A 24,402-nucleotide genomic window follows, 5' to 3' on the forward strand; every position below is an offset into this window, starting at 1 on the left:
GGGCGCGATGATTCACGTGGAACAACTGACTTCCGAACAACAACGCGGGCTGCTGGTCGAGATCGGCAAGCTCATCCGGGCAGGTGTCACCGACGCGGCGCGGCCGGCGGCCACCGATTTCCGGCAGGCCGGGGAGCACACCGAACTCGAGGGCCACAACGTCGTGCCCGCCCCCGAGCTGAACGACCTCTTCGGCAGGCTTCGCACCGGCATGTACACCACCGGCCGCGGGGCCTGGCTCCAATCGCGGTTCACGCTCAACCCCGACGGCACGTTCGACTTCGACTTCAGCCTCGACGACGAACCGGCGTGGACCAGGACTCCGCCCACTTCGGCGTACCCGGACGAGCTGGCCGCGTTCCCACGCGAGGACGAGCACGTCCCGGACTGGTGGCGGTTGCGCGCGCAGCTGCCGTTGCGCGTCGAGTTCCGGCACGCCCGGATCGTCGACGCGTACACCGAGGGCGAGCCACCGGTGGTGGACAGACCGGAGCTCGACGAATCCGAAGCGCCGCTGGTCGCGCGGTACCTCGAACGTGAACCGGCGATCCTCTCCGGCAGCGGTCTCGGCAAGGACATCTTCGATCCGGAAGCCGACGGCGACGTCCCCGAGAGCTACCACACCGACGGCACCTGGATCTGGCACGCGTCCGTGCCGCACTACCTGCGGAAATACGGGATCCCGCCGGAGCCGGAGCTGGTCGGGCACATTCGCGGCCAGCGGTTCCAGCCGCCGTACGTCGAACACCTCGTGCGGCGGACCGCGGAAGCGGATCTGCTCGGCAAACCGAGGCCGAAACCGGGCCGCTCCGACGTCAAGAAGACCGAAGGCGACATCGCCGCGGAGCTGGAGACGTCGCCGAACCCGGCCCTGACCGACGAAGAGCTCCTGGTCGTGCTGGTCAGCAGGCTCGGCGAGCACGGCGTCTGGCCGGAGGCGTACCGCATCGGCGACCGCGCGGACGGCGCTTGGTGCCTCAACTTCACCGAGAAGGGCTGGGAGGTCGCGGCCTACTCGGGCGACGACCCAGTGTCGCCGAAGTACTTCGACAAGCTCGAAGACGCGGCTCACCAGCTACTCGGCGCCCTCCTGCTGCATCCGGCGAGGATGACCGCCGGGCACGAGACGCCTCTGGAGACTGCGAAGGAACTCGCCGATTGGCCGGTGCAGGCGGCGGCGGGTGAGCCTCCCCTCACCTTGCTCCGTAACAAGCGCGTCAGCCGGATGGTCGCCGGTACGGTCGTACTGCGGTTCGGCGAGGAAACCGGCAATCTGGTTCACCACGGAGGGGTACGGTTCGCCACGACGTCCCTGCCGCTGGAACGGGAGCGTGTCGGTGGGACCTACCGGCTGCGACGCCCGCTCCACGTGATCATCGGTGTCACCGTCCCTTGGGCGAACATGCCCGGCGGGGCGGTGGCCTACGTGCTCCCGAGGACCATCGCCGAGCACGTGTCCGACGGCAGCCTGGAGAGGATCGAGTAGGTGGAATCGGCGGAAGCGGTAGCCAAGGTCGAAGAGTGGCTGCGCGCGGTCCACGGTCCGGACGTGTCCGAACCGGGCGGGGCCGGCCTGCGCGTGAACCACGAGAAGGTCCTGCGCATCCCCGAGGGCTGGTCGGTCCCCTACAACACGATCGCCTTCCTCGACGAGGGTCATGCCGAGAAGGAGATCTTCCCGCCGCCGTCGGTGATCGTCCGCGAACCGGACGGCGAACTGCGTCAGGCGCATCCGCAGCCCGGCGGGCTCAGCGTCCCGGTCGCGTTCCCCGGCCAGGAGGCGTGGCGCGAGGTCGTCGACCCCGAGTACGCCAAGGCCGGACTCGGTGACCTCGGCGTTCCGCTCGCGGTCGTCGCGGGCTGGGTCCAGGTCGGCGCGGACGGCGTCCAGACCGGGCAGGAGCGGGAGAACCCCGAGTACAAGGCCGGTCCGATCCGCCGCGGCTACCCGAAGCCGGAGAACAGGCTCGAAACGCTGCTGTCGTTCGCCAGCGTCGGCTGGCTGACCAGGGAACAGCTGCTCATCGGGCTGCTGCGCTGCGAGGTCTACGTCCCGGTGGACCTGGCGTCGGGCAAAACGGAGCGGTTCTACTTCAACGAAGAACGCGCCGAGCTGCGGGTGTTCAGCTCGACCAGGAACCTCCCGTCCCGCGAACACGGGTATTGGAAGGTCGACATCGCCACGCTCGCCGGGTACGAAAGCCCGCCGAACCTCGTGATCAACGGCGGCCCGGCGACGTTCGAGGACGTCAGCGGCGCCGAACTCGCCGAGACCGCCCAGCGGTTCCCGCGCCGGGGCCCGGGCGTCGACGTCTACGAGCGCTGCCCGGAAGCGGATCCGGAACTGGAGACCTTCGCCGCCGAGACCGCGGCGAAGATGGGCCTGTCCGAACCGGTGAAGCCGCCGCTGGCCGCCGCCGAACGGGCGAGACGCCGCGGGTTCGAACTGAGCGCCGAGGAAGGCCAGAAGACCGTCCTCGGCCAGTCGTGGCTGGCGCGGCTCAAGCAGCCGGAGCCGCCGCGCGCCCGCCCGAACGACCTGCGGGCGAACGGGCTGGCGCCGGGTTACGACAACGAGGGGCAGATCCAGCCGCGTCTGGACACCTTCGGGAAGTACTTCGACCGAGACCGCTCCAGTTCGCGCTACGGCTGGCAGCGCGTCACGGGCGCGTACGTGGGCTTCGCGCTCGGCGAGGCGCTCGGGGCGGCAGTCGACCGGATGCGGCTCGACGAGATCCACAACACCTACGGCCCGGACGGCGTCACCGATCTTCCGGTCGCGTTCGACCTGCCCGGCCGGATCGGGCCGCTCACCCAGCGGCTGCTGTTCTACACCGAGGCCGTCATCCGCAGCCCGCATCGCGAGCAGCCGGAGAACCGCTCCGCCGAACAGGCGCTCGGGACGGTCGCCCGCAACTCGCTGATGCGCTGGCTGCACACCCAGGGCGCGCCGTTGGAAAACGCCGACGGCTGGCTGGTGAAGGTGCCGGAACTGCGCGTCCGCCGCACCCCCGACGACGCCGAACTGAACGCCTACCACGCGCTGGCGACCATTTCCCCGACGGCGATGCCGATGAGCGGGCCGGACGCGCTGGTCGCGGCGCTGCCGGCGGCGATGACCGCGGCAGGACCGGGGACCGCCATGAGCGGCGGCGTCCGCCAGGCGGTGCGCGACCTCGTTTCGGTCACTCATCCGGGTGAGGTCGACGTCGAAGCGGCGACCTACCTGACGTGGCTGTTCGAACCCGCGCTGACCTCGGAGGCGTTCAGCTACCCGGTCTGGAACATCTCCCGCGAGATCTTCAGCGACCAGAACCCGCACCAGCGGGGGCCGGTCTGGACGGATCTGAAGGCGATGGTCGCGGAATCGGTGCCGTTCTTCGGCAAGCACGGTCTGCCCGATCTGCGGATCCCGGAGCTGATCGGCGACGGCAAGGGCACGCTTTCGGTGCTGGGACGCGCGTTCGCGGCGCTGTCCGGCTTCGAGAACTACCCGGAGCAGGCGCTGCTGCGGGCGGTCAACCACTCGGGCCGCAGCGCGATGACCGGCGCCATCGCCGGTGCGCTGCTCGGCGCCCGCACCGGCATCCCCGGTCTGCCGCAGAAGTGGGTCGATCAGCTGGAGCTGCGCTACCTGGTGGAGAACATCGCCACCGACGTGTTCTGGCATTTCGACCGCCATTCGGCGCTGCACGAGGTCGACGGCTGGGCCGAGCGGTATCCCCGCTGGTGAACGAAATGGGGACGATGAACGAAGAGGAAGCCGTCAGCCGGGTCGAGGAATGGCTGGCGGGCCGCGGCGGGGAGGGCACCGGCGCGTTGCGGGTGCGCCGCGACTACGTCGTGCGCGCGACCGACGGCTGGAACGTCACCTACAACACCGTCGGCTGGCTCGACGGCACCGATCCCGGCACGGGCCTCTTTCCCAGCCCGGTCGCGTTCGTGCCGGACGACGGCGGTGAGATCCGGCTCGACCTGGAGCTGATGGCGGTTTCGGCGGCGGGCGGTGACGACAGCGACGCCTTCACCCGGTGGGCCGAGGTCGCCGATCCCGAATTCGACCCGGACGCGGTCCCCGGTCTGCCCGTTCCGAAGGCGGCGATCCTGCGCTGGGAGCAGCACACGCTCTACGGCGAGCCGACCGGCGCGGTCCGCGCGAACCCGGATCACCGGCCGGGGCCGCGGTTCTCCGGCCGCCCGGCACCGGAAAGCCCCGTGGAGACGCTCCTCGGCTATCTGCGCGTCGAGTGGATCACGCCGGAGGAGTTCGTCCACTGGATGCTCGACCTGGACGTACTGGCCCCGGCGAAGGACGGCCACCTGCAGGTCCGCGATTTCGGCGACGCCGGCGTGCGGTTCGTCGTCTACACCTCCGAGGCGCAGGTGCCGTCGGAGTACACGATGTGGCAGCGAGTCCAGCCCCGCGTGCTGCTGCGGCGAGCCAAGGACAACCCCGGCGTCGGACTGCTCGTCAACCCGGGGCGGCCGGAGACGTTCAACGTCTATCCGGAGACGCTGCGGCAGGTCGCCGACCTCGAACTCCCGGCGGGAACCGAGCGCCCCGAGTCGGTCGGGCGCCCCGCCTACTTCAGCGGGGAGTACGACGGCGCCGCCGTCGCGAACCTGCGGAGTCTCGTCGACCAGGCTCGCGACAACGGCTACACCTTGAGCAGCGAAGAGCTCGCCCGCTACACGCGGGCCGCGACGCTGTCGTTCGAGCGCTCCCGGGCGAAGCACGACGGCCGTCCGCTGCCGGAACTGCCCGAAGACCTCTTCGCCAACGGCCTGGTGACGCACTTCTACGACAACGGCGAACCTCGCCCGACCGCCTGGATGTTCGGGAAGTTCTACAACCCGACGCTTCCCGTGGGCAGCTTCGCGTACCCCCGGCTTCTCGGCGCGTACGTCGGCTTCGCGCTCGGAGACGCGCTCGGCTCGGGCGCGGACCCCGCCGACGGCCTGCCACTCGGTGGGCTGACCCGGCAGCTGCTGTTCCACACCGAATCGGTGATCCGCGGCCTGGACCCGACTCCGGACAAGCCCGAGATCCCGGCGTCGCTGCCCGCGGGTGGACGGCCGGACGGCTGGGTCGCCAAAGCCACCGAAGGCGCGGGCCCGCCCCCCGCAGAGTTCTCGGCGATGCTGGCGACCGCGCTCGCCGCGACGGTGACCGGCGGCGTGCAGGGTCCCGCCGACAATGCGTTCTACGCGATGAAGGTGGTCCGTGAGCTGGTCGGTTCCGCGGCGGGCCACGAAGTCGTCCACGGCGCCGAACTGCTGGTCAACCTGTTCCGCGCCCAGCTCGCGGCCCGCGACGGCCAACCGGCGGTCGCGAACTTCCTCGAAGGCTTCGACGAGTACGGCGGCGAGGTCGGCGACCTGGTCAAGACCGTGCTCGACCTCCGGAACGACATCGACGGCGATGACGTCGAGCAGTTCGACAGCATCGGAGACGGCCGGACGCCGCTTTCGGCGCTCGGCAAGGCGTTGTTCGCCGCCGCCAAACGGGGCCACGACCCCGAGACGGCGCTCGCGCTGGCCGCTCGCGGCGGCACGGTGACCGGCGCGCTGACCGGGGCGATGGTGGGCGCCAGGCTCACCGTGCCCGGTCTGCCGGAGGCCTGGCTCGCCGCGTATCCCGGCCTCGGCGTCGTCGACGCCATGGCGGGCGACGCCTATTACTACTTCAACCGCTTCGGCCTGCCCCGCGAACCCGAAGAGCGGCGGCGCTGGGACGCGAACCGGTACCCACGAGGAGATCAGTAGAGACATGCGCGAGTGGCTTCAAGATCCGGCGACCAGGTCGCGGCTGCGCGGCAGCCTGTACGCGGGGGCGCTCGGCGACGCGCTCGGCGCGAAGACCGAGTTCGACTCGATCGACCGTATCCGGGAGATCGCCGGACCGGCCGGCATCACCGGCCTCATCCCCGCGTACGGCGGCCTCGGGCGGATCACCGACGACACCCAGATGACGCTGTTCACCCTGGAAGGCCTGATCAGGGCCCACCACGGCACCGAACCGGTCGAGCAGTCGCTCCAGCTGGCCTACCAGCGCTGGCTGCACACCCAGGGCGTCTCGTGGGAGCGGGCGCGCGGCCCGGAGAACACGAGCCCGGAACCGGACGGCTGGCTGATCACGAACCGCGAGCTGTTCAGCCGTCGCGCGCCCGGCCTCACCTGCTTCAGCGAGCTGGAGGCGTACGGGAAGACCGGAGTGCGCGCCGGTATGGCCAAGCCGGTGAACAACTCGAAGGGCTGCGGCGGCATCATGCGCGCGGCCCCGGTCGCGCTGTGGTCGGACGATCTCGCCGAGGTGTTCCGGCTCGGTGCCGAAAGCGCGGCGCTGACGCACGGTCACCCGAGCGGGTATCTCTCGTCGGGTGCTTTCGCGGTGATCGTGCACGAACTGCTGCGCGGGAAACCGCTGCTCGACGCCCTCGCGACGGCCCGTGCCGAACTGGAGAAGTACCCGGGGCACGAGGAGCAGAGCGTCGCGCTGGACCAGGCTCTCGCCCTTTCCAAGGAAGGGGCCCCGACGCCGGAGAAGCTCGAGACGCTCGGGCAGGGGAACGTCGGCGAAACCGCGCTCTCCATGTCGGTCTACGTCGCGCTGACCACCACGGACCCGAACGTCGCGCTGCTCGCGTCGGTGAACCACAGCGGTGACAGCGACTCGACGGGATCGGTCTGCGGGAACCTCGTCGGCGCGATGTACGGCGAGGAAGAGCTGGAGACGAGCTGGCTCGTGGAGCTGGAGCTGAGCGAAGTGATCGGAGGGCTGGCGGACGACGCGCTCGCGGAGTTCGGCGGGAACGCGCCGGGTGACGACCGGTGGTACGCCCGCTATCCGGCCCACTAGATTTACCTCCGGTTTGGGGAACTTGGGGAGGGGACACATCGTGCGTTACCGGGTACAAGCGGCGGAGCGGCCGGATGGCCTGTACGCCGTCTGGGGGGACACCGTCTTCGCGGCTCAGCGGTCGACCGAAGACGGCACACTGCTGCTCATCGCGCCGCCGGGGGAAGCGGCGCCGGAGGGGTTCGATCGCGACTGGAACGGGCGGCCCGCCCGCGTGGTGCTGAACGGCGAGGCAGGCTCGACCTTCAGTCTCCAGTCGTACGGCCGGTTCGACGACGAGCACTTCCAGATCGCGCCGAACACCGGCGGCGGCGACCTGACCTTGCGCTGGGCGGGCGAGGACGCTGCCCGCGCCGCCGAACTGGGGCTGACGGACTTCTCGACCACGGCCGCGCCGTCGCGGCTGACGGCGTTGTGGCAGACCAGGCACGACTTCGTCGAGACGCCGGAGGCCCGGCCGGAGCCCGGAACGGGTGATCAGGCCGCACTGCTGCGTGCCATCGGCCGGACCCTGCTGCGGGTGCTGCCGCCGGGCTGGCAGCGGGTCGGCGCCCAGTTCCGGCAGGTCGGCGACTACTCCGAACTCGAGGTCCGCTCGGTCGGCGACGAGGGCAACGGCCCGGTGTCGGTGTCGATCGCGGCCCCGCCGGAGCTCGGTTCGCTGTTCGCGCGGTTGCGCGCGGCGATGAACCAGCCCGAGACCGGCACCTGGTTCCAGGGCACCTTCACACTGGACTCGGAATCGCATTTCGACTTCGACTTCGACGCCGATCAGGAACCCACGTGGCGGCTGGCGCCGAACGAGGGCGGCAAGCCGTCGCCGCGCGCGTACGCGACCGAACTCGCGATCTTCCCGCGCGACAAGAACCACGTCCCGGCCTGGCTCTCCGCCAAGGCGGGCCTGCCGCTGGACGTGGTGTTCCGGCACGCGAAGGTCGTCGACGCGCACAACGAGGGCGAACGGCCGGTCGTCAACCGGCCGCCGGTGCCGCCGGAAATGATGCGCGGCGTACTGGACTACCTCTTCCGCTCGCCGGTGGCGCTGACCCGGCCGGGTCCGCAGCCGGACATCTTCACCCCGAACGGCCCGCCGGACGTGCCGAACGCCTTCCACACCGACGGCGTCTGGATCTGGCCCGCGGCCGTGCCGCACTACCTGCGCAAGTACGGCGTGCCGCCCGAGCCGGAGCTGGTCGAGCACATCCGGGCCGCCGGATTCCGGCCGCCGCTGGTCGGCGAGCTGGTGCGGGCGACCGCCGAAGCGGAGATCGTCGGCAAGCCGCGGCCGCCGCAGACCGCCGCGGACCTGCCGGACGAGAGCATCCGAACCCGCGTCGAACGCGACGGCGAACCCGCCCGCGACATCAGGGCCGTCGAGGTGCTGGACGTCCTGTACCAGCGCCTGGCCGAACACGGCGTCACGCCGACGTCGTACCGGATCGGTGCGAACGCGGTCCCGGAGCCGGGCCTGTGGACGTTGCGCCGCACCGAGAGCGGCTGGGAGGTCTCACGTCCGCCGACGGACGAGCCGGTGGCGTTCGCCAAACTCGAAGAGGCGGCGCGGTTCTTCCTCGGCACCCTGCTGCTGTACCCGGCACGGGCAACGGTGGGCGCGAACGAGGAGGCCGACAACCCGGCCGACTGGCCGATCCTGCCGCTGCGCGGCGAACCGCCGCTGAACTTCTTCCGCCGCAAGCGGATCGTCGTCCTGCCGGCGGGCACCACGGTGCAGCGGTTCGGGAACGAGACCGGCAACCTCGTGCACGCCGAAGCGGCGCGGTTCATCGAGACGTCACTGGCCGCGGACCGTGAACGCGAGCGCCGCCTGTACCGCATCCTGCGGCCGCTGCGCGTGGTCACCGGCATCACCGCGCCGTGGAACGGGACGCCGGGCGGAGCCGTGGCCTACGTCCTGCCGCGGCCGCTCGCCCAGCATCTCGAAACCGGCGTGCTCTCCCGCGTCCAGTAGCCGCGCCGAGGTCCCGGACTCGCGCGCCCAGGCACGCGAGTTACGGCTTCGATCACGCGAGTTACGCCTTCGATCACGCGAGTTACGGCTCCGCTCACGCGTGGTGGCGGGGTTCCACGGCGAGCCGTCCGTCTGAACACGTGACTGGAGGCGTAACTCACGTGCTTGGAGGCGTAACTCGCGTGTGTGGAGGCGTAACTCGCGTGATTCGGTTCAGGAAGCGGTGATGAGCACCGCGGGCGACCACCAGTAGTCCGCCAGCGGCTCGATCCGGATGCCGGTGAAGCCCGCTTCCTTCAGCTGCGAAGCCCAGTCGGTGGCGGGCTGCTCCCAGTTCGTGCGGTCCGCCCCCGGTTTGACCAGGCCGAGCAGGATCGGCAGCAGGAACCCCTGCGCCACCAGCGACGCGGCCTTGCCGTACTCCGAGATCCCCCGTTCGTAGCGGACGACCAGGGAGAGCAGGTACTCGGCGGAGTCTTCGTCGTACTCGGGCACGTCGAATTCGGCGAGCACCAGGCAACCGGTGCGCGGCCGGAGCGCGCGGAGGACCTCGGTGCGCTCGGCGGTCGGGATCGACTGGAGTGCGAACGTCGACTGCGTCAGCTGCCAGTGCCTGTCGTCGTCGCGGGCGAGGAACTCCTGCGCGGTGACGTCCCAGGTGTGCAGGCCATGGGTGCCGCCGAGGTGCTTGCGCGTTTCCGCGAGCAACGCGCTCGACGGCTCGACCAGGTCGATGCGGCCCGGCTGCCGGTCCGCCTGTTCGAGGGCGGGGACGACGGCGAGCCCGTCGCCGCAGCCGAGGTCGAGCAGGGAGCCGACGGTGCCGTACCGCCGGGCGAGCATGGCGCTGAGCACGCGGTAGAGCTTGACGTTCCCGCCGCCGCGGATGAACGCCGTGAACGCGGCGGGCTGGTCGTACACATCTCCGCCGCCGCCCTCGGTCAGGTACCGGTGCAGTTCGCGGCCGAGCGTGGATCCGGCGCGCTCGGCGAGGTCCGCTGCCTTGGCCCGGTCACCGTCGCGGTACGCGGTGAGCGCTTCGGCCAGGACGTCCGTTTTCTTCATGTTCTCCTGTTTACCGTCAGAACGGCACCCAAAGGGTGACTCTGGTGCCATTGCCCGGAGCCGACTCCACCCTCGCGGTCCCGCCGACCTCGTTCAGCCGGGCGGTGATGGACTCGCTGATCCCGAATCCGGCGGGCCGGGAGTCGATGCTGAACCCGGCACCGTGATCGCGGGTGATCACCGTGACGCCGCCTTCCCGCTCCTCGACGCGCACGACGACCTTGTCCGTCCCGGCGTGTTTGAGCGTGTTGCGCAGGGACTCGCGGACGGCGTCGCGGATGGCGATCTGCCGGACCTCCGAAAGCGTGTCGTCGTCGAGTTCGGCGATCACGAGCTGGGCGCGCAAGCCGTCGCGCGCCATCTCCGCCGCCAGCGACGCGAGCTTCTCGCCCAGCGGCCGCGACCCGGCCTCCGAACGTTGCGAAGCCTCGTTCTCGATCGTCCGCCGCAGCTCCATCGACTGCGCCCGCGCCAGCCGCTGCACCTCCGCGAGCCGCGCGGCCGCGTCGCCCTTGTTGACCAGCGCGATCGCTTCGAGGGTCTGCAGCACCGAGTCGTGCAGCATCCGGTGCTGGCGGGCGCGTTCGGCGATCCGGCCGTTGCGGATGCCGTACGCGAGAGCGAGCCGGGTGCCGAGCCCGATCAGGACGAGGGCGCCGCTCGCGGTGAAGAGCACGCCGAGGATCGACGGGAAGGTGGCCATCGCGTCGCCTGGCGCGGCGCGGCCGGTGCCGAACAGGGACGCGAGCATCCGCACCGGGAAGCTGACGAGGGCGAGCGCCACGGCGGCGGGCATCCCCAGCGCCAGCGCCAGCAACGCGACCTCACCGAGCAGGTGTTTGCCGGGCACCGCCATCGCCTCGGTGAAGACCGAAGCCGGCACCAGTGCCCCCACCGCGAGCGGCGCGAGCAGCGTGAACACGAGGTCGAGCGCCAGCAGGCGGACGGCGTGCTGCGGGCGGAACGGCGCCGAGCGCAGCATCCACCGGATCCCGTACAGCGACAGCGCTGCCGACCCGAGTGCCACCAGCCCGACCGGGCCGATCCCGATCATGCCGTGCGTGGAGACGTAGACGCCGAACGCGCCGGGCACCGCGAAGAGCCGGTAGACCAGCGGGACGAGGGCGACATACCGGGCGGCTCTGAGCAAGAGGTTGTCGCGATGAGCCGTGTCGATCGGCCCGGACATCTGCTGGATCCGCCGGAGCGCGCGCATCGGTGTCGGGTCGCCGACCTCGTCGGACAGCTCGCTCGTCGCCGTGGCCAGCGCGGGCGCGCCGCGACGCAGCAACGTCACCAGAAAACTGGGCGGCCGCTTCGCCATGGATTTTCCCCCTGCCCGGAGCACCGGCAGGAGTATCTCCGTTTACGCCGGACGGATCCAGAGGCCAACGGGGGTCATCTCAGCCGATGCCGTTCTCGGCGGCCCATTTCTTCAACTCGGCGACCGCTTCGTCGTGCTCCAGCGGGCCGCGGTCGAGCCGCAGTTCCTTCAGGTGCTTCCACGCCTTGCCGACGTCCGGCCCCGGCTTGAGCCCGAGGATCCGCATGATCTCCTCGCCGTTGAGGTCCGGCCGGACCCGGTCGAGGTCTTCCTGCGCCTGGATCGTTTCGATCCGCCGCTCGAGGTCGTCGTAGGTCGCCTGCAACGCGGCCGCCTTCTTGCGGTTGCGCGTGGTGCAGTCGGCGCGCACCAGCTTGTGCAGCCGGGGCAGCAGGTCGCCGGCGTCGGTGACGTAGCGCCGCACCGCCGAATCGGTCCATTCGCCCTTGCCGTAGCCGTGGAACCGCAGGTGCAGGAACACGAGCTGGCTGACGTCCTGGACGATCTCCTTCGAGAACTTCAGGGCACGCAAACGTTTGCGGGCCATCTTCGCGCCGACGACCTCGTGATGGTGGAAGCTCACTCCGCCGCCGGGCTGGAACTCGCGCGTCGCGGGCTTGCCGACGTCGTGCAGGAGCGCCGCGAGCCGCAGGATCAGATCCGGCTCCGACGTCGGCTCGTGGGTCTTCTCCAGGTCGATCGCCTGCGCGAGCACGGTCAGCGAGTGCTGGTAGACGTCCTTGTGCTGGTGGTGCTCGTCGATCGCCAGCCGCATGCCGGGCACCTCGGGCAGCACCCGGTCGGCGAGGCGGGTGTCGACCAGCAGCTCGATTCCGGGCCGGGGGTCGTCCGCCAGCAGCAGCTTCGACAGCTCGGCTTGGACGCGTTCGGCGGTGATCCGGTCGATCTCGTCGGCCATCGACGTCATCGCGTCGATCACGCGCGGCGCCGCGGTGAACCCGAGCTGCGCGGCGAACCGCGCGGCCCGCAGCATGCGCAGCGGGTCGTCGGCGAAGGACTCCTGCGGGGTCGCCGGCGTGTCGAGCACCTGGTCCTGGAGCGCCTGGAGCCCGTCGTACGGGTCGACGAAGGTCTTGCTCGCCAGGTCGATCGCCATCGCGTTGACCGTGAAGTCACGGCGAAGCAAATCTCCCTCGATGCTGTCGCCGAAGGTGACCTCGGGGTTGCGGCCGACGCGGTCGTAGCTGTCGGCGCGGAACGTGGTGATCTCCAGCGTCATGCCCTGTTTGGTCACGCCGACCGTGCCGAACGCGATACCGACGTCCCAGACCGCGTCGCCCCAGGCGCTGACGATCTTGAGCACCTGGTCCGGCCGGGCGTCGGTGGTGAAGTCGAGGTCGTTCGACAGCCTGCGGAGCATCATGTCGCGGACGCTGCCGCCGACGAGGTACAGGCTGTGCCCCGCCTTCGCGAAGAGCTTCGCGAGCTCGTCCGCCAACGGGGAGATGCGCATCAGCTCGGTCACGGCGTTCTGCATCGCAGTGCTCTTCCCCGCAATCGCCTGCCCGGCGACCACCTTGTTCACGACAATCCCACCACGATTTGGATGTACTTACTACGGCCGGGCCCAACACGGGCACGGTGAGCCAGCGTACCCGTACCGCCGTTTGCTCTAGCATCGCAGCATGTCTGGATCAGCCGGCCGCTCCGGCGCTTCGAAGCCGGGCCGCCGGCGGAGGCGCAGGCGGGGAAGGCGGCTGACGACGGTCGACGAAACCTCGGCCGGCGGACTCGTCGTCGACGCCGAACGGGCGAACGCCGCGCTGATCGGGCGGCTCGACCGGCACGGCAGACTGCTGTGGTCGCTGCCGAAGGGCCACATCGAGGACGGTGAGACGGTGGAGCAGACAGCTGTGCGCGAGGTGAAGGAGGAGACCGGCATCTCCGCGCAGGTCCTCCAGCCGCTCGGCACCATCGACTACTGGTTCGTGGCCGAGCGTCGGCGGGTGCACAAGACAGTGCACCATTTCATCCTGGAAGCCACCGGCGGCGAACTTTCGGACGAGGATGTCGAGGTGACCGAAGTCGCCTGGGTGCCGCTCGCCGAGCTGGAAACCAAACTCGCCTACTCCGACGAGCGCAAGCTGGTCCGGAAGGCCAAAGAACTCTTCGCGCAGCAACAGCACACCGCCGAGGGAGCACCTGAGTGAAGCGGCTTGCCGCCACTGTCCTGTCGATCCTGTTCCTGGCCTTCTCCGCGTTGCCCGTCGCGGTCGCGCAGGCCCAGGAACAGCCCCGGCTGCGTGTGGACCTCGACGAGTTGAACCCCCGCGTGGTCTCCACGACCTCGACTTCGCTCACCGTCACCGGCCGCGTCACCAACGTCGGCGACCGGAAGATCAGCAAGCTGGGCGTCCGGCTGCAACTCGGCACCCGGTTGCAGACCGAGCAGCAGATCGGTGACGTCCTCGCGGGCGACAAGTTCAAGGACCTCGCGACGACGGAGTTCGTCGACCTCGTGCCGGACACTCTGGAGCCTGGCCAGAGCGCCGCGCTGAACCTCGCCGTCCCGCTCGGCCAGTCCTCGAAGCTCCAGTTCCCGAAGACCGGCGTGTACCCGCTGCTGGTCAACGTCAACGGCACCCCCGATTTCGGCGGACCGGAACGGCTGGCGGCGGTCACCCTGCTGATGCCGGTGCTCGGCATCCCCGGCAAGGCACCCGCGTCGCGTCCGCTTTCGGCGCCGTCGGCGAGCCTGCTGTGGCCGATCGCGAACAGCACCGTGCACGTCGTCTCGTCCCCGCTCGGCGGCCCGCTGACCGTGGCGGACGAGCGGCTCGCGGACGAACTGGCCCCGGGCGGACGGCTGGACGCACTGGTCGCGGCGGCACGCGCGGCCGAGGCGGACACGAAGGTCTCGTCGTCGCTGTGCCTGGCCATCGACCCCGACCTGGTCGCGACCGTGGACGGGATGACCCGCGGCTACCAGGTCGCCACCGGCGGCGGACCCGTCCCCGGCAAGGGCGTCGACACCGCGAAGAACTGGCTCGGCCAGCTGAAGGCGCTGGTCGCGGGCCGCTGCGTGGTCACCCTCCCGTTCGCCGACGCCGACCTCACCGCGCTGACGAAGGTCCGGGCCGGCGACGCCACCGACACCGCGCTCCTGGCCAGTGCGGTCGGCGGCGCGGCGGCGATCAAGAACCTGCTCGGCATCCAGCCGCAGGACGGCGTGCTCTGGCCAGGCGGCGCACTCGACGCGCAGACCGTCGAAGCGATCGGCAAGGCCGGTGTCAAAACCGTGCTGACCGATTCGGGCAAGCTCCAGTCCGATTCACCCCTTTCGGGCATTGTCGCCCTCGAAGGCACGGACCTGCGCGCGCAGCCGATCGACGCGCTGATCACGTCCGCGCTGAACGGCTCGGAGTCCACCCAGAACGGGCTCGGCGCCATCGCCTTCCGTGCCGGGCTCGGCGGGCAGACCGGGCAGGAGCGATCGCAGCTGCTGATCGCGCCGCCGCGGCACTGGACCGCGACCGGCCCCGAACTCACCACGTTCCTGGAGCGGATGGGCGACTTCTACGCCGCGGGCCTCATCAAGTCGTCGCCACTGCCCGACCTGCTCGGCGAGAGCCCGTCCGGGACGGCGTCGGTCAACTACGACCCGCAGGATCTGACGGCCGCCACCAGCGGCGACGTCACCGCGAAGATGTCCCAGATCGACAACGAGACGCTGGGCCTGTCGTCGGCGATGACGATGGATGCCACCAAACGGGTGAAGCCGGCCGACGTGATCGCCCCGGTCCGGCTCGCCCTCATCCGGGCAGCCTCGACGTCGTGGCGTGGCGCGGACGCCGCGACCGTCACCGGCAACGCCCGCGGTGATCTCGACGCGATCCGCGGCCAGGTCACCGTGGAGCGGCCGAAGCAGACGATCGCGCTGGCTTCCGGCGCGTCGCCGCTGCCCGCGTACATCACCAACGGCCTGCCGGTCGGCGTCAACGTCCGCACCGTGCTGAAGAACAACGTCGGCCTGCGTCCCACCGAGGCTGTCCCGGAGCGGACCGTCCCGGCCAACGGCGCCGTCAACCAGCTGCTCCCGGTCGAGGCGCTCCGGGCAGGCCGGTTCAGCGTCGACGTGTCCCTGACCACGCCCGACGGGACCAGACTCGGCACCGACGCGCGGTTCGAGCTGACCTCCACGGAGTACGGCGCGATCACCATCATCATCACGATCACCGCGGCCGGCGCGTTGCTGCTGCTCTCGTCCCGCCGGATCTACCGGAGGATCAAGGACTCGCGAGCCGATCCGGCCGGAGAAACCACCCCTCGTGTGACCGAGGACGCACAGGTTTAAGTGTTTCAGGGCGTTGCCGATTACCCTGGGTCGAACGATGCCACCGGGCATCAGGTAGTCGAGCACCGAGGATTGGGCACGCGTTGGAAAGAGAGCCGGGTGTACCGCCCGAGCGTGCAGGCCGTCCCCGGCGCGAAGGTACTCCGCCCCCGCCCCGCCGCACCGATGGTCCGGCACGACGTCCCGAACGTCGTCCACCGCCCCCGCAGCAGCTTCCGCCCGAACGCGGTGAGCGCCCGCGGCGGGCGGTGCCGCCGCCTCCCCAGCAGCAGCCGCCCCCTCCCCAGCAGCCACCGCCCGACGGCAGGCGTCAGCGGGTCGCGGGCCGCCCCGACGACGAGACACGGCGGCTGAGGCCACCCCAGAACCCGCCGCCGGCGCAGGTGCCGCCGCGGAAGGTGCCCCCCGCGCAGGGGACACCGCCTCCGCCGACCCGGCGTCAGCCGGTTCCGCCGCCGCAGGGGCCGCCGCTGCCGCAGCCTGCCCCGTCGGCACCGAAGCCGCCGCCGCGCCGTCCGACGACGGCGCCGCAGGCGCTCAACCAGACACCGCCCCCGCCGCATCGCGGGCGCCGCCAGCCGCCACCGGTCCGCCCGTGGCAGGTCGACCGGCGCGACGAGCCCGACGCGACGCGGTTCATCCCGCGCACCCCCGGCGTCCCGATGGGATCGCGCTGGCCGGTCGCCGACCCCGACGTCCTCCGCCCGTACGACCAGCTCGCCACGCAGGTCATGCCTGCGATCAAGGACGCGCCGCTCGTCAAACCGCGGCCGGGGCAGACAGGCGAGCAGGATGTCGCCGCCCCCGCGAAGACGCCGTCGCTCGCGAAATCCAGCGGCCGGATGGCGATCGCCTCGCTGATCAGCCGGATCACCGGTTTCGCGTGGAAGCTGCTGCTGGTCGCGGCCATCGGCGCCCTGGTCGAGAACGACTCGTTCAACGTCGCCAACACGATGCCGAACATCATCTTCGAGCTGCTGATGGGCGGGGTGCTGTCCAGCCTCGTGGTCCCGCTGCTCGTGCGGTCGCAGGACGACAAGGACGGCGGCGAGGCGTACACGCAGCGGCTGGTCACGGTGGCGGGCACGCTGCTCGTCGTCGGGACGGCCATCGCGGTCTTCGCGGCGCCACTGATCACCAAGCTCTACGTCGATGACAACGGTGACGCCAATCCGGCGCTGGTCACCGCGTTCGCGTATCTGCTGCTGCCGCAGATCTTCTTCTACGGCGTGTTCGCCCTGCTCTCGGCGATTCTGAACGCGAAGCACATCTTCGGTCCGACGGCGTGGGCGCCGGTGATCAACAACCTGGTCGTCATCTTCACGATCCTCGTGGTGTGGGTCATGCCGGGGGACATCTCGACCAATCCGGTGTCGATCACCGACCCGAAGGTGCTGACGCTGGGCCTCGGCGTGACCGCGGGCATCGTGGCGCAGTCGGTGCTGCTGATCCCGCCGCTGTTGCGGTCGGGGTTCAAGTTCAAGTGGCGCTGGGGCATCGACAAGCGCATGAAGGAGTTCGGCGGGCTCGCACTGTGGACCGTCGGCTACGTCGCCGTCAGCCAGGTCGGCTACACGATCACGACCCGCGTGCTGACCAGCGGTTCGCAAGGCGGCGTGACCGCGTACGCCAACGCGTGGCTGCTCTTCCAGCTGCCCTACGGCGTCATCGGGGTGTCGCTGCTGACCGCGATCATGCCGAGGATGAGCCGCGCGGCGGCCGACGGCGACCACAAGAAGCTGATCGGCGACCTCTCCTACGCCTCCCGCATCTCGACGGTGACGCTCCTGCCGATTTCCGCCGTGATGACCGTGGTGGGCGGTTCGGTCGGTATCGCCCTGTTCACCTTGGGCAAGGGCAAGGTCGAGGATGCGACGCGACTGGGCGAGGCACTGGCCATCTCCGCGTTCGCGCTGCTGCCGTACGCGCTGGTCATGTTGCAGATGCGGGTGTTCTACGCGATGAAGGACGCGCGGACGCCGGTGCTGATCATGATCGTGATGACCGTGGTGAAGGTGCCGCTGCTCTACCTGTGCCCCGTACTGCTGTCGAAGGACAACATCGTGCTCGGCGTGATGATGGTCAACGGCCTCACGTTCGTCGTCGGCGCGATCCTCGGCCAGGTCTGGCTGTGGGTGACCCTCGGAAATCTCCGGAGCAAGCGGATTCTCGGGGTGATCCTCTTCACGGTCGCCGCGAGTGTGCTCGGGGTCGGCGCGGCGTGGCTCGCCGGGCAGGTCGTCCCTGACTCGTTCGGGCCTACTTTCCATGCCTGGGTGAAACTTCTCCTGCAGACGGTGGTCGGGATCGCGGTGTCGTTCGGCGTGCTCATGGCCCTCAAGGTCGAGGAATTGAAGCCCGCCACGGACAGGATCACCCGGTTGATCAAGCGCGGGTAACGATTCACGTACGGATGGCGCGCGTTCACGGGTCGTATTCTGGGTACCCTCGGGGCGGGAGCTACGCGGGAGAGTGCGGTGGATACGAGACGGAGCGAACAGGCAGGGGAGGCGAGCCAGGTGGGCATCCGGGCCCAAGGCGGGTCGCTGGCCCCTGGCCGGGTCGTCGGAGACGGCCGGTATCGCCTGCTCGCACAGTTCGGGGTGGACGAAAGAGCCGCCGCGCATCTTTGGCGAGCGCGCGACGGGCAGCTGAAGCGTGATGTGGCGCTGACGCTGCTGGTCGGCGATCCGGCGGACGCGGAGGCCGCGAGGCTCGCGCGCCGGACGCTGGAGCGTGCCGCGCACGCGTCGAAGTTCGGCCACGGCGGGGTCGCGCGCGTCCTCGACGTGCTGAGCCTCGGCAGCGGCGTCACTTCGAGCGAAGGTCTGCTCGGTGTCGTCGTGGCGGAATGGACCAAGGGCAGCGACCTGGTCGACCTAGTGGCGCAGCGCCCGGTGGCGCCCGCCGCGGCGGCCAGGATGGTGCAGGCGCTGGCGGAAGCCGTCGACCACGCCCACCAGAACGGTCTCGTCCTCGGCCTCGACCATCCGCAGCGCCTGCGGCTCACCCCGGACGGCGCGCTGAAGCTCGCCTTCCCGGGCCCCCTGCCCGAAGCGACCCTTCGCGACGACGTCAAGGCGCTCGGCGCGGTCCTGTACCTGCTGCTGACCGGCCGCTGGGCCCTTCCCGGCGGACCGGCCGCGATCCCGGCGGCGCCGCACGCGCCGACCGGCCGCGTCATCCCGCCGCGTTCGCTGGTCCCAACGGTCCCGGTCGAGCTGTCCTCGCTCGCCGTCCGCACCATCGAGGACGGCGGCCACGGCGGCATCCGCACCAGCGCGGCCATCCTGCGCGTGCTGGACCAGGTCGCCGAAGCCGAAGAGCGCACCCAGCTGATCAAGGCCGTCGGCGAGGAAGAGGCCGTGGCCGAACCGGACGGCACGGTCTGGACGACGAAGAAGCCGGTCAAGGACGTCGCGCGGCGCAAGAAGCTGGCGTTCGGCGTGACCGTGCTGGTCGTCGCGACCGTGGTCATCCTCGCCTGGGGCGGGATGATGCTGATCAACCTGTTCCAGGGCGAATCGAAGTCCAGCGGTCCGCAGATCAACGTCGCCGCGCCCTCGTCCTCACAGGTCGCACCGCCATCGGGCGAGCAGCCGCCGCCGGCTCAGCAGAAGCCGTCCCCGGCCGTGGGTGACGCGGTGAAGCCGTCGGCCGTCACCGTGTTCAACCCGGGCAGCAAGGGCGACAGCCCCAGCCGCGCCAAGAACACCACCGACGGCGACGCCGGCACTTCGTGGAAGACCGACCAGTACGACAAGCAGTTCCCGGTGCTCAAGGACGGTGTCGGACTGGTCGTGACCTTCAAGGACCCGATCACCCTCAGCCAGCTCAAGATCGACTCGGCGAGCCCCGGCTCGAAGGTCGAGATCCGCTCCGCCGAGAAGAAGAACCCGAAGCTCGACGAGACCAAGGTCGTCGGAACGGGGGACCTCGCGGCGGGCGAGTCGACCATCGCTTTGCAGCAGCCTCAGCAGGGTCAGTACTTCATCATCTGGATCACTCAGCTGGGTGAAGACGACCGCGGAAAGTTCGTCACCGAACTCAAAGAGCTGACCTTCCTGCCTGCGGGGTGACCACGGACACCGGGTCAGTAGGCTCTCCCGGGTGACAGCTGCAGCTCCAACGGACGCGGATCTCATCGCGGCGCATGCCGCCGGCGACCCGCGCGCGTTCAGTGAACTGGTCCAGCGACATCGAGACCGCATGTGGGCGGTAGCCCTGCGCACCTTGCGGGATCCGGAAGAAGCCGCGGACGCCCTGCAGGACGCGTTCATCTCCGCGTTCCGAGCAGCGGGCAATTTCAGAGCGGAATCGCAGGTGACGACGTGGTTGCACCGCATCGTCGTCAACGCCTGCCTCGACCGCATCCGGCGGGGCAAGGCCAGACCGACCGTTCCGCTGCCCGAGACCGGGCAGTTCAACGAGCCCGCCTCCCCGCGTGACTCGATGTCCGAACGCGAGACGAGCCTCGTCGTCAAGGAAGCCCTCGACCTGCTCCCCGAAGAGCAACGTGCCCCGATCGTGTTGGTCGACGTGGAGGGATACTCCGTAGCCGAGACGGCGAAGATGCTCGGCATCGCGGAAGGCACGGTCAAGAGCCGATGTGCCCGAGGTCGCGGAAAGCTCGCGAAGGTTCTCGGACATCTACGGAACCCCGATGCGATTGCGAACGTCCCAACTCACGAAAGCAAACGAGAGCGCGCTACCCCGAAACGGGGTGCCAGGCGTCCTCAGGGCACGCCGGGTGACGGGGAGGGACGATGACAGACGAGAGCAGGGGGATCGGTGGGACCGTCGGTCCGCCGTGGTCTGTCGATGTGCTCGCCGACCTGCACGCAGGTGTGCTGGACGAGCGGGAGGCGGCCGAACTGTGGCCGCTGGTGAACGCCGACCCCGAAGCACTGGCGATCATCGAAGCACTCGAAGCGACCACGGCCGACCTCGCGGAACTCGCGAACGAGCCGGTCGCTCCGATGCCCGCGGAGTTCGCGGCACGGATCGACGCCGCGCTGGCCGCCGAGATGCGGGCGTCGCCTGCGTTTCAAGGCGCATCTGAAGGGCAGCAGGACCAGGTCGCCCCGGTGGTGGACCTCGCGGCCGCACGGCGGCGGCGGAACAAGCGGATCGGCTGGGGCGCCGGGATAGCGACCGTGGCCGCGGCGGCCATCGCCGCCGTCGCGATCGTCGTGCCCACCACGCAGCAGTCGACGCCGGGCGGCGGCGTCGCGCAGCCTCCTCCCGCCCCCATCGGCCCTTCGGTCGGCGGAGACGGCGGAGGAGCCGAAGCCCTGGTCGGCAAGGCGATCGGCGTCCGCGACTTCGGCTCGCTGAAGACCGAAGAGCGGCTCGACGCCTGTGTCGCCGCGGCCGGAATGGACGCCGACGTGCGGCCGGAGGGAATCCGGCCGGTGAACGTCGCGGGCAAGGACGGCGTGATGGTGATCTACACCACAGGCAAACTCGCCCAGTTCCGCATCGTCGCCTTCGGTGCCGACTGCGGCCCGGGCAACCCGGCGATCCTCTTCGACAAAATCATCGGACAGAAGTAGCCGGCCGAAACCTCACTGGTCCCTCGCTCCCCACCAGCCCCATTTCGGGGGGAGCGAGGGACCTTTGCTATCGCGCTAGCTTTCCTAGCAGCGCTAGAGGTCGGATCTCCGCTGTGGCGCAAGGCGGGAGAAAGTAGCGCCGGTCACCACGGGAACACCGGCCCCTACGATCGTGTTGAGCCTGGTGAACAGGTCACTACGAGCGGAGGTCACGGGTGGCTGCCGAGGAGATCAGGAACCTGATCGTCATTGGATCTGGTCCTGCGGGTTACACCGCCGCTGTCTACGCGGCACGAGCGCAGCTCGAACCGCTGGTGTTCGAGGGCACTCAGTTCGGCGGTGCGCTGATGACGACGACGGAGGTCGAGAACTTCCCCGGCTTCCGCGAAGGCATCCAGGGCCCCGACCTCATGGAAGAGATGCGCGAGCAGGCCAAGCGTTTCGGCGCCGACCTGCGCCAGGAGGACGTCGAGTCCGTCGAGCTGACCGGTGACGTCAAGTACGTCTTCGCGAACGGCAAGCGCTACGCGGCCCGCGCGGTCGTGCTCTCGATGGGCGCCGCGGCCCGCTACCTGAACGTACCCGGCGAGCAGGAGCTGCTCGGCCGCGGTGTTTCGGCCTGCGCCACCTGCGACGGCTTCTTCTTCCGCGACCATGACATCGTGGTCGCCGGCGGCGGCGACTCCGCGATGGAGGAGGCGACCTTCCTGACGAAGTTCGCCAAGTCCGTCACGATCGTCCACCGTCGCGAGGAGTTCCGCGCCTCGAAGATCATGCTGGAGCGTGCCCGCGAGAACGAGAAGATCAAGTGGGCGCTCAACAAGCAGATCACCGGGGTCGAGGGCGAGGGCAAGGTCGAAGGCCTGAAGCTCAAAGACACGGTGACCGGCGAAGAGTCGAAGCTGGACGTGACCGGGTTCTTCGTCGCGATCGGTCACGATCCGCGCAGCGAACTGGTGCGTGGTCAGGTCGACCTCGACGAGGACGGTTACGTGCTCACCCAGGGCCGGACCTCGTACACGAACCTTCCGGGTGTTTTCGCGGCGGGCGACCTGGTCGACCGCACGTACCGGCAGGCGATCACCGCCGCGGGTTCGGGCTGCGCGGCGGCGATCGACGCGGAACGATGGCTGGCGGAGCACGCCGGTGTCGAGACCGCCCAGGAAACCCCTGAGCTGGTCGGCGGCGGCTACGGCGCCACCACCAACTGACTTTCCCACACCGGAGTTTCATCACCCAGAAGGAGACACCATGGCCAACACCGTGACGGTGACCGACAAGACGTTCGTCGACGACGTGCTGACGAGCGAGAAGCCCGTGCTGGTCGACTTCTGGGCCACCTGGTGCGGTCCGTGCAAGATGGTCGCCCCGGTGCTCGAGGAGATCGCGGCGGAGAACGGCGAGAAGCTGACCATCGCGAAGCTCGACATCGACGCCAACCCGAACACTGCGCGTGACTACCAGGTGATGTCGATCCCGACGCTGATCCTGTTCCAGGGCGGCAAGCCGGTGAAGCAGATCGTCGGCGCCAAGCCGAAGGCCGCGCTGCTGTCGGACCTCGCCGACGTCCTCTGATCTCGCGTTTCACCTGCCGAAACCCGGGGCCTGCCCAGGCTCCGGGTTTCGTCGTTCGGCAGACTGGGTAAATCTCATCGTTACGGGAACGCCTGGACGAGTTCCACGAACGGGCGCTTGACGCACCGACCGGGCCTCCGCGCTCACCGAGAGTTCACAGGGCACAATAGAGCACCGGGGTTCGCCCCGCAGGGTTTTCAGAGTCGTGCATCGAGCTCGATCGGTGCCCCAAAGGGAAGAGCGAGGAGTGCATGCGGGTACTCCGCCGCGGTGACGCCGGACCGGACGTCGCCGAGATCAGGTCCACGCTGGCGGCGATGGAGCTGCTCCCGCCGGTGACCGAATCCGGGGAGTACGAGGTCTTCGACACGGCGATGGAACATGCCGTGCGGGCGTTCCAGCAGCGCCGTGGGCTCATCACCGACGGTCTGGTGGGTCCCGCGACCTACCAGGCGCTTCGCGGCGCAGGCTTCCACCTGGGCAGCCGCCCGCTGACCTACATGTTCTCCGCCCCCATGCAGGGCGACGACGTCTTCGCGCTTCAGGAGCGGCTGACCGAACTCGGTTTCGACGCCGGCCGCCCGGACGGGCACTTCGGCCCCCAGACCGAACGCGCGCTCAAGACCTTCCAGCGCGACATGCGCCTGGTTTCCGACGGCATGTGCGGCCCGGCCACGATCCGCGAACTGCACCGGCTCTCCTCGCCGCGTGCGCGCGGCGGCCGTCCCGTTTTCCTGCGCGAGCAGGAGCAGGTGCGACAGGCGGGTCCGCGGCTGCGCGGCAAGCGCATCGTGATCGATCCCGGCCACGGCGGCGACGACCTCGGTGTCGTCGCCAGCGGTCTGCGTGAAGCGGACATCGCCTGGGACCTCGCGCGGCGGCTCGAAGGCCGGATGCAGGCCACGGGTATGGAGGCGCTGATCTCGCGCGGCCCGAACCAGAGTCCGACCGAGGGTGAGCGGGCGAAGTTCGCGAACGAGGCGGGCGCCGACCTGTTCCTTTCGCTGCACAACGACAAGAACCCCTCGCCCAAGGCGCAAGGGGTCGCGAGCTTCCACTTCGGTACCGGCAACGGCGCCACGTCGACCGTCGGTGAGCTGCTGGCGGGCTTCATCCAGCGCGAGCTGGCCGCCCGCACCGGCATGCTCGACTGCCGCACGCACTACAAGACCTGGGAGATCTTCACTCGCACCCGCTGCCCGGCGGTGCGGATCGAGATCGGCTACCTGACCAATCCGGAAGACAGCCGCAAACTGGCGGACCCTGCTTTCCGCGACGTCGTCGCCGAAGGCATCCTGGTCGCTGTGAAGCGTCTGTATCTCCTCGGCGAAGGGGACCAGCCGACAGGCACGTTCACCTTCGCGGACGTCCTGGCCCACGAACTCGCCAAAGCGGAGTAGCCACTCCTCCACACCCGCACGCGAGCGCACATCCCCCTGCCGACACTCTCGGCACAACCGGTTGTGTCACCCCTCGCCGGACCACGCCACCCCTAGCCCCACCCGGCGCGCAGCCCCCGCCCTTCCCGGGGGCGTCCCCAGGTCCAGCCTACCCATCCACAGATTTTCCACCGCTCCTATCAGCGATCTGTGGATAACTCGGCGGGTTACCCACAGCCATCCCCAAGGCAGGGGATGGCTGCTGCGCGTACCCGGAAACTCTGCTAGGGCGGCTCGGCGGCCGTGAGATGAAGGGGCCTTTCATTGCAAATTTCGCAATGAAGGACGCTTTCATCTCAAC

The 24,402-nt window shown here is 69.7% G+C and carries 17 protein-coding genes; 14 read left to right on the forward strand and 3 right to left on the reverse strand.

What is annotated here, in order from left to right:
- Positions 1–16: 16 nt before the first annotated feature.
- Genes DL990_RS03070 through DL990_RS03090 form a run of 5 tightly spaced genes read left to right on the forward strand, consistent with a single transcriptional unit; the run spans position 17 to position 8,828 of the window.
- Positions 17–1,486, forward strand: coding sequence for a TNT domain-containing protein (locus tag DL990_RS03070; protein WP_125797818.1), 1,470 nt, complete (start codon positions 17–19; stop codon positions 1,484–1,486).
- On the forward strand, positions 1,487–3,733 hold the full coding sequence (locus DL990_RS03075) for an ADP-ribosylglycohydrolase family protein (RefSeq protein ID WP_125797819.1): 2,247 nt from the start codon (positions 1,487–1,489) through the stop codon (positions 3,731–3,733).
- 5 nt (positions 3,734–3,738) lie between these two features.
- Positions 3,739–5,766, forward strand: coding sequence for a YrhB domain-containing protein (locus DL990_RS03080; RefSeq protein ID WP_233620369.1), 2,028 nt, complete (start codon positions 3,739–3,741; stop codon positions 5,764–5,766).
- 4 nt (positions 5,767–5,770) lie between these two features.
- Positions 5,771–6,859, forward strand: coding sequence for an ADP-ribosylglycohydrolase family protein (locus DL990_RS03085; protein WP_125781505.1), 1,089 nt, complete (start codon positions 5,771–5,773; stop codon positions 6,857–6,859).
- A gap of 40 nt (positions 6,860–6,899) precedes the next feature.
- Positions 6,900–8,828: a TNT domain-containing protein gene (locus DL990_RS03090; protein ID WP_125797820.1), complete on the forward strand. Its 1,929-nt coding sequence runs from the start codon at positions 6,900–6,902 to the stop codon at positions 8,826–8,828.
- Positions 8,829–9,041: 213 nt separating this feature from the next.
- On the opposite strand, the gene DL990_RS03095 is transcribed toward DL990_RS03090, so the two are convergent.
- The 3 genes from DL990_RS03095 to DL990_RS03105 form a co-directional block, all read right to left on the reverse strand.
- Positions 9,042–9,893 (reverse strand): class I SAM-dependent methyltransferase, encoded by an 852-nt coding sequence (locus tag DL990_RS03095; RefSeq protein WP_125781509.1) that lies wholly within the window; start codon positions 9,891–9,893, stop codon positions 9,042–9,044.
- A 16-nt stretch (positions 9,894–9,909) separates the two neighbouring features.
- Positions 9,910–11,217: a sensor histidine kinase gene (locus DL990_RS03100; RefSeq protein WP_125781511.1), complete on the reverse strand. Its 1,308-nt coding sequence runs from the start codon at positions 11,215–11,217 to the stop codon at positions 9,910–9,912.
- A 79-nt stretch (positions 11,218–11,296) separates the two neighbouring features.
- On the reverse strand, positions 11,297–12,715 hold the full coding sequence (locus tag DL990_RS03105; protein ID WP_125781806.1) for a CCA tRNA nucleotidyltransferase: 1,419 nt from the start codon (positions 12,713–12,715) through the stop codon (positions 11,297–11,299).
- A gap of 148 nt (positions 12,716–12,863) precedes the next feature.
- Between DL990_RS03105 and DL990_RS03110 the strand changes: the two genes are divergently transcribed.
- The 9 genes from DL990_RS03110 to DL990_RS03155 all read left to right on the forward strand — a co-directional run bounded on the left by DL990_RS03110 (position 12,864) and on the right by DL990_RS03155 (position 24,062).
- Positions 12,864–13,388 (forward strand): NUDIX hydrolase, encoded by a 525-nt coding sequence (locus DL990_RS03110; RefSeq protein WP_125781513.1) that lies wholly within the window; start codon positions 12,864–12,866, stop codon positions 13,386–13,388.
- The gene (locus tag DL990_RS03115; protein WP_125797821.1) at positions 13,385–15,532 is read left to right on the forward strand and encodes a DUF6049 family protein; all 2,148 of its coding nucleotides are present in this window, start codon (positions 13,385–13,387) and stop codon (positions 15,530–15,532) included. Before DL990_RS03110 ends, DL990_RS03115 begins: the two co-directional genes overlap by 4 nt.
- Positions 15,533–16,194: 662 nt before the next feature.
- Positions 16,195–17,931 carry a murein biosynthesis integral membrane protein MurJ gene (murJ, locus tag DL990_RS03125; protein WP_233598685.1) on the forward strand — a complete coding sequence of 579 codons (1,737 nt, stop codon included), beginning with the start codon at positions 16,195–16,197 and terminating at the stop codon, positions 17,929–17,931.
- A gap of 120 nt (positions 17,932–18,051) precedes the next feature.
- Entirely contained in the window at positions 18,052–19,611 is a 1,560-nt protein-coding gene (locus tag DL990_RS03130; RefSeq protein WP_199746209.1) for a protein kinase family protein, read from the forward strand.
- A 31-nt stretch (positions 19,612–19,642) separates the two neighbouring features.
- Positions 19,643–20,302 carry an RNA polymerase sigma factor SigM gene (sigM, locus tag DL990_RS03135; protein WP_125781523.1) on the forward strand — a complete coding sequence of 220 codons (660 nt, stop codon included), beginning with the start codon at positions 19,643–19,645 and terminating at the stop codon, positions 20,300–20,302.
- Entirely contained in the window at positions 20,299–21,087 is a 789-nt protein-coding gene (locus DL990_RS03140; protein ID WP_125797824.1) for a hypothetical protein, read from the forward strand. The genes sigM and DL990_RS03140 overlap by 4 nt, the downstream gene beginning before the upstream one ends.
- A gap of 215 nt (positions 21,088–21,302) precedes the next feature.
- Positions 21,303–22,298, forward strand: coding sequence for a thioredoxin-disulfide reductase (gene trxB, locus DL990_RS03145; protein WP_125781527.1), 996 nt, complete (start codon positions 21,303–21,305; stop codon positions 22,296–22,298).
- 40 nt (positions 22,299–22,338) lie between these two features.
- Positions 22,339–22,662, forward strand: coding sequence for a thioredoxin (trxA, locus tag DL990_RS03150; protein ID WP_007032253.1), 324 nt, complete (start codon positions 22,339–22,341; stop codon positions 22,660–22,662).
- A 251-nt stretch (positions 22,663–22,913) separates the two neighbouring features.
- A complete protein-coding gene (locus tag DL990_RS03155; RefSeq protein ID WP_125781530.1) occupies positions 22,914–24,062 on the forward strand; it encodes an N-acetylmuramoyl-L-alanine amidase in 1,149 nt (382 codons plus the stop codon).
- The last annotated feature ends 340 nt before the right edge of the window (positions 24,063–24,402 follow it).

Source organism: Amycolatopsis sp. WAC 01416, from assembly GCF_003947485.1.
Taxonomy (GTDB): domain Bacteria; phylum Actinomycetota; class Actinomycetes; order Mycobacteriales; family Pseudonocardiaceae; genus Amycolatopsis.

What these genes read in the sequence shown, in the direction of transcription:
- DL990_RS03080 (WP_233620369.1), top strand. Translation starts at nt 3,739, where the DNA reads ATGGGGACGATGAACGAAGAGGAAGCCGTCAGCCGGGTCGAGGAATGG.
- DL990_RS03085 (WP_125781505.1), top strand. Translation starts at nt 5,771, where the DNA reads ATGCGCGAGTGGCTTCAAGATCCGGCGACCAGGTCGCGGCTGCGCGGC.
- DL990_RS03095 (WP_125781509.1), bottom strand. Translation starts at nt 9,893, where the DNA reads ATGAAGAAAACGGACGTCCTGGCCGAAGCGCTCACCGCGTACCGCGAC.
- DL990_RS03100 (WP_125781511.1), bottom strand. Translation starts at nt 11,217, where the DNA reads ATGGCGAAGCGGCCGCCCAGTTTTCTGGTGACGTTGCTGCGTCGCGGC.
- DL990_RS03105 (WP_125781806.1), bottom strand. Translation starts at nt 12,715, where the DNA reads ATGCAGAACGCCGTGACCGAGCTGATGCGCATCTCCCCGTTGGCGGAC.
- DL990_RS03110 (WP_125781513.1), top strand. Translation starts at nt 12,864, where the DNA reads ATGTCTGGATCAGCCGGCCGCTCCGGCGCTTCGAAGCCGGGCCGCCGG.
- murJ (WP_233598685.1), top strand. Translation starts at nt 16,195, where the DNA reads ATGGGATCGCGCTGGCCGGTCGCCGACCCCGACGTCCTCCGCCCGTAC.
- DL990_RS03140 (WP_125797824.1), top strand. Translation starts at nt 20,299, where the DNA reads ATGACAGACGAGAGCAGGGGGATCGGTGGGACCGTCGGTCCGCCGTGG.
- trxA (WP_007032253.1), top strand. Translation starts at nt 22,339, where the DNA reads ATGGCCAACACCGTGACGGTGACCGACAAGACGTTCGTCGACGACGTG.
- DL990_RS03155 (WP_125781530.1), top strand. Translation starts at nt 22,914, where the DNA reads ATGCGGGTACTCCGCCGCGGTGACGCCGGACCGGACGTCGCCGAGATC.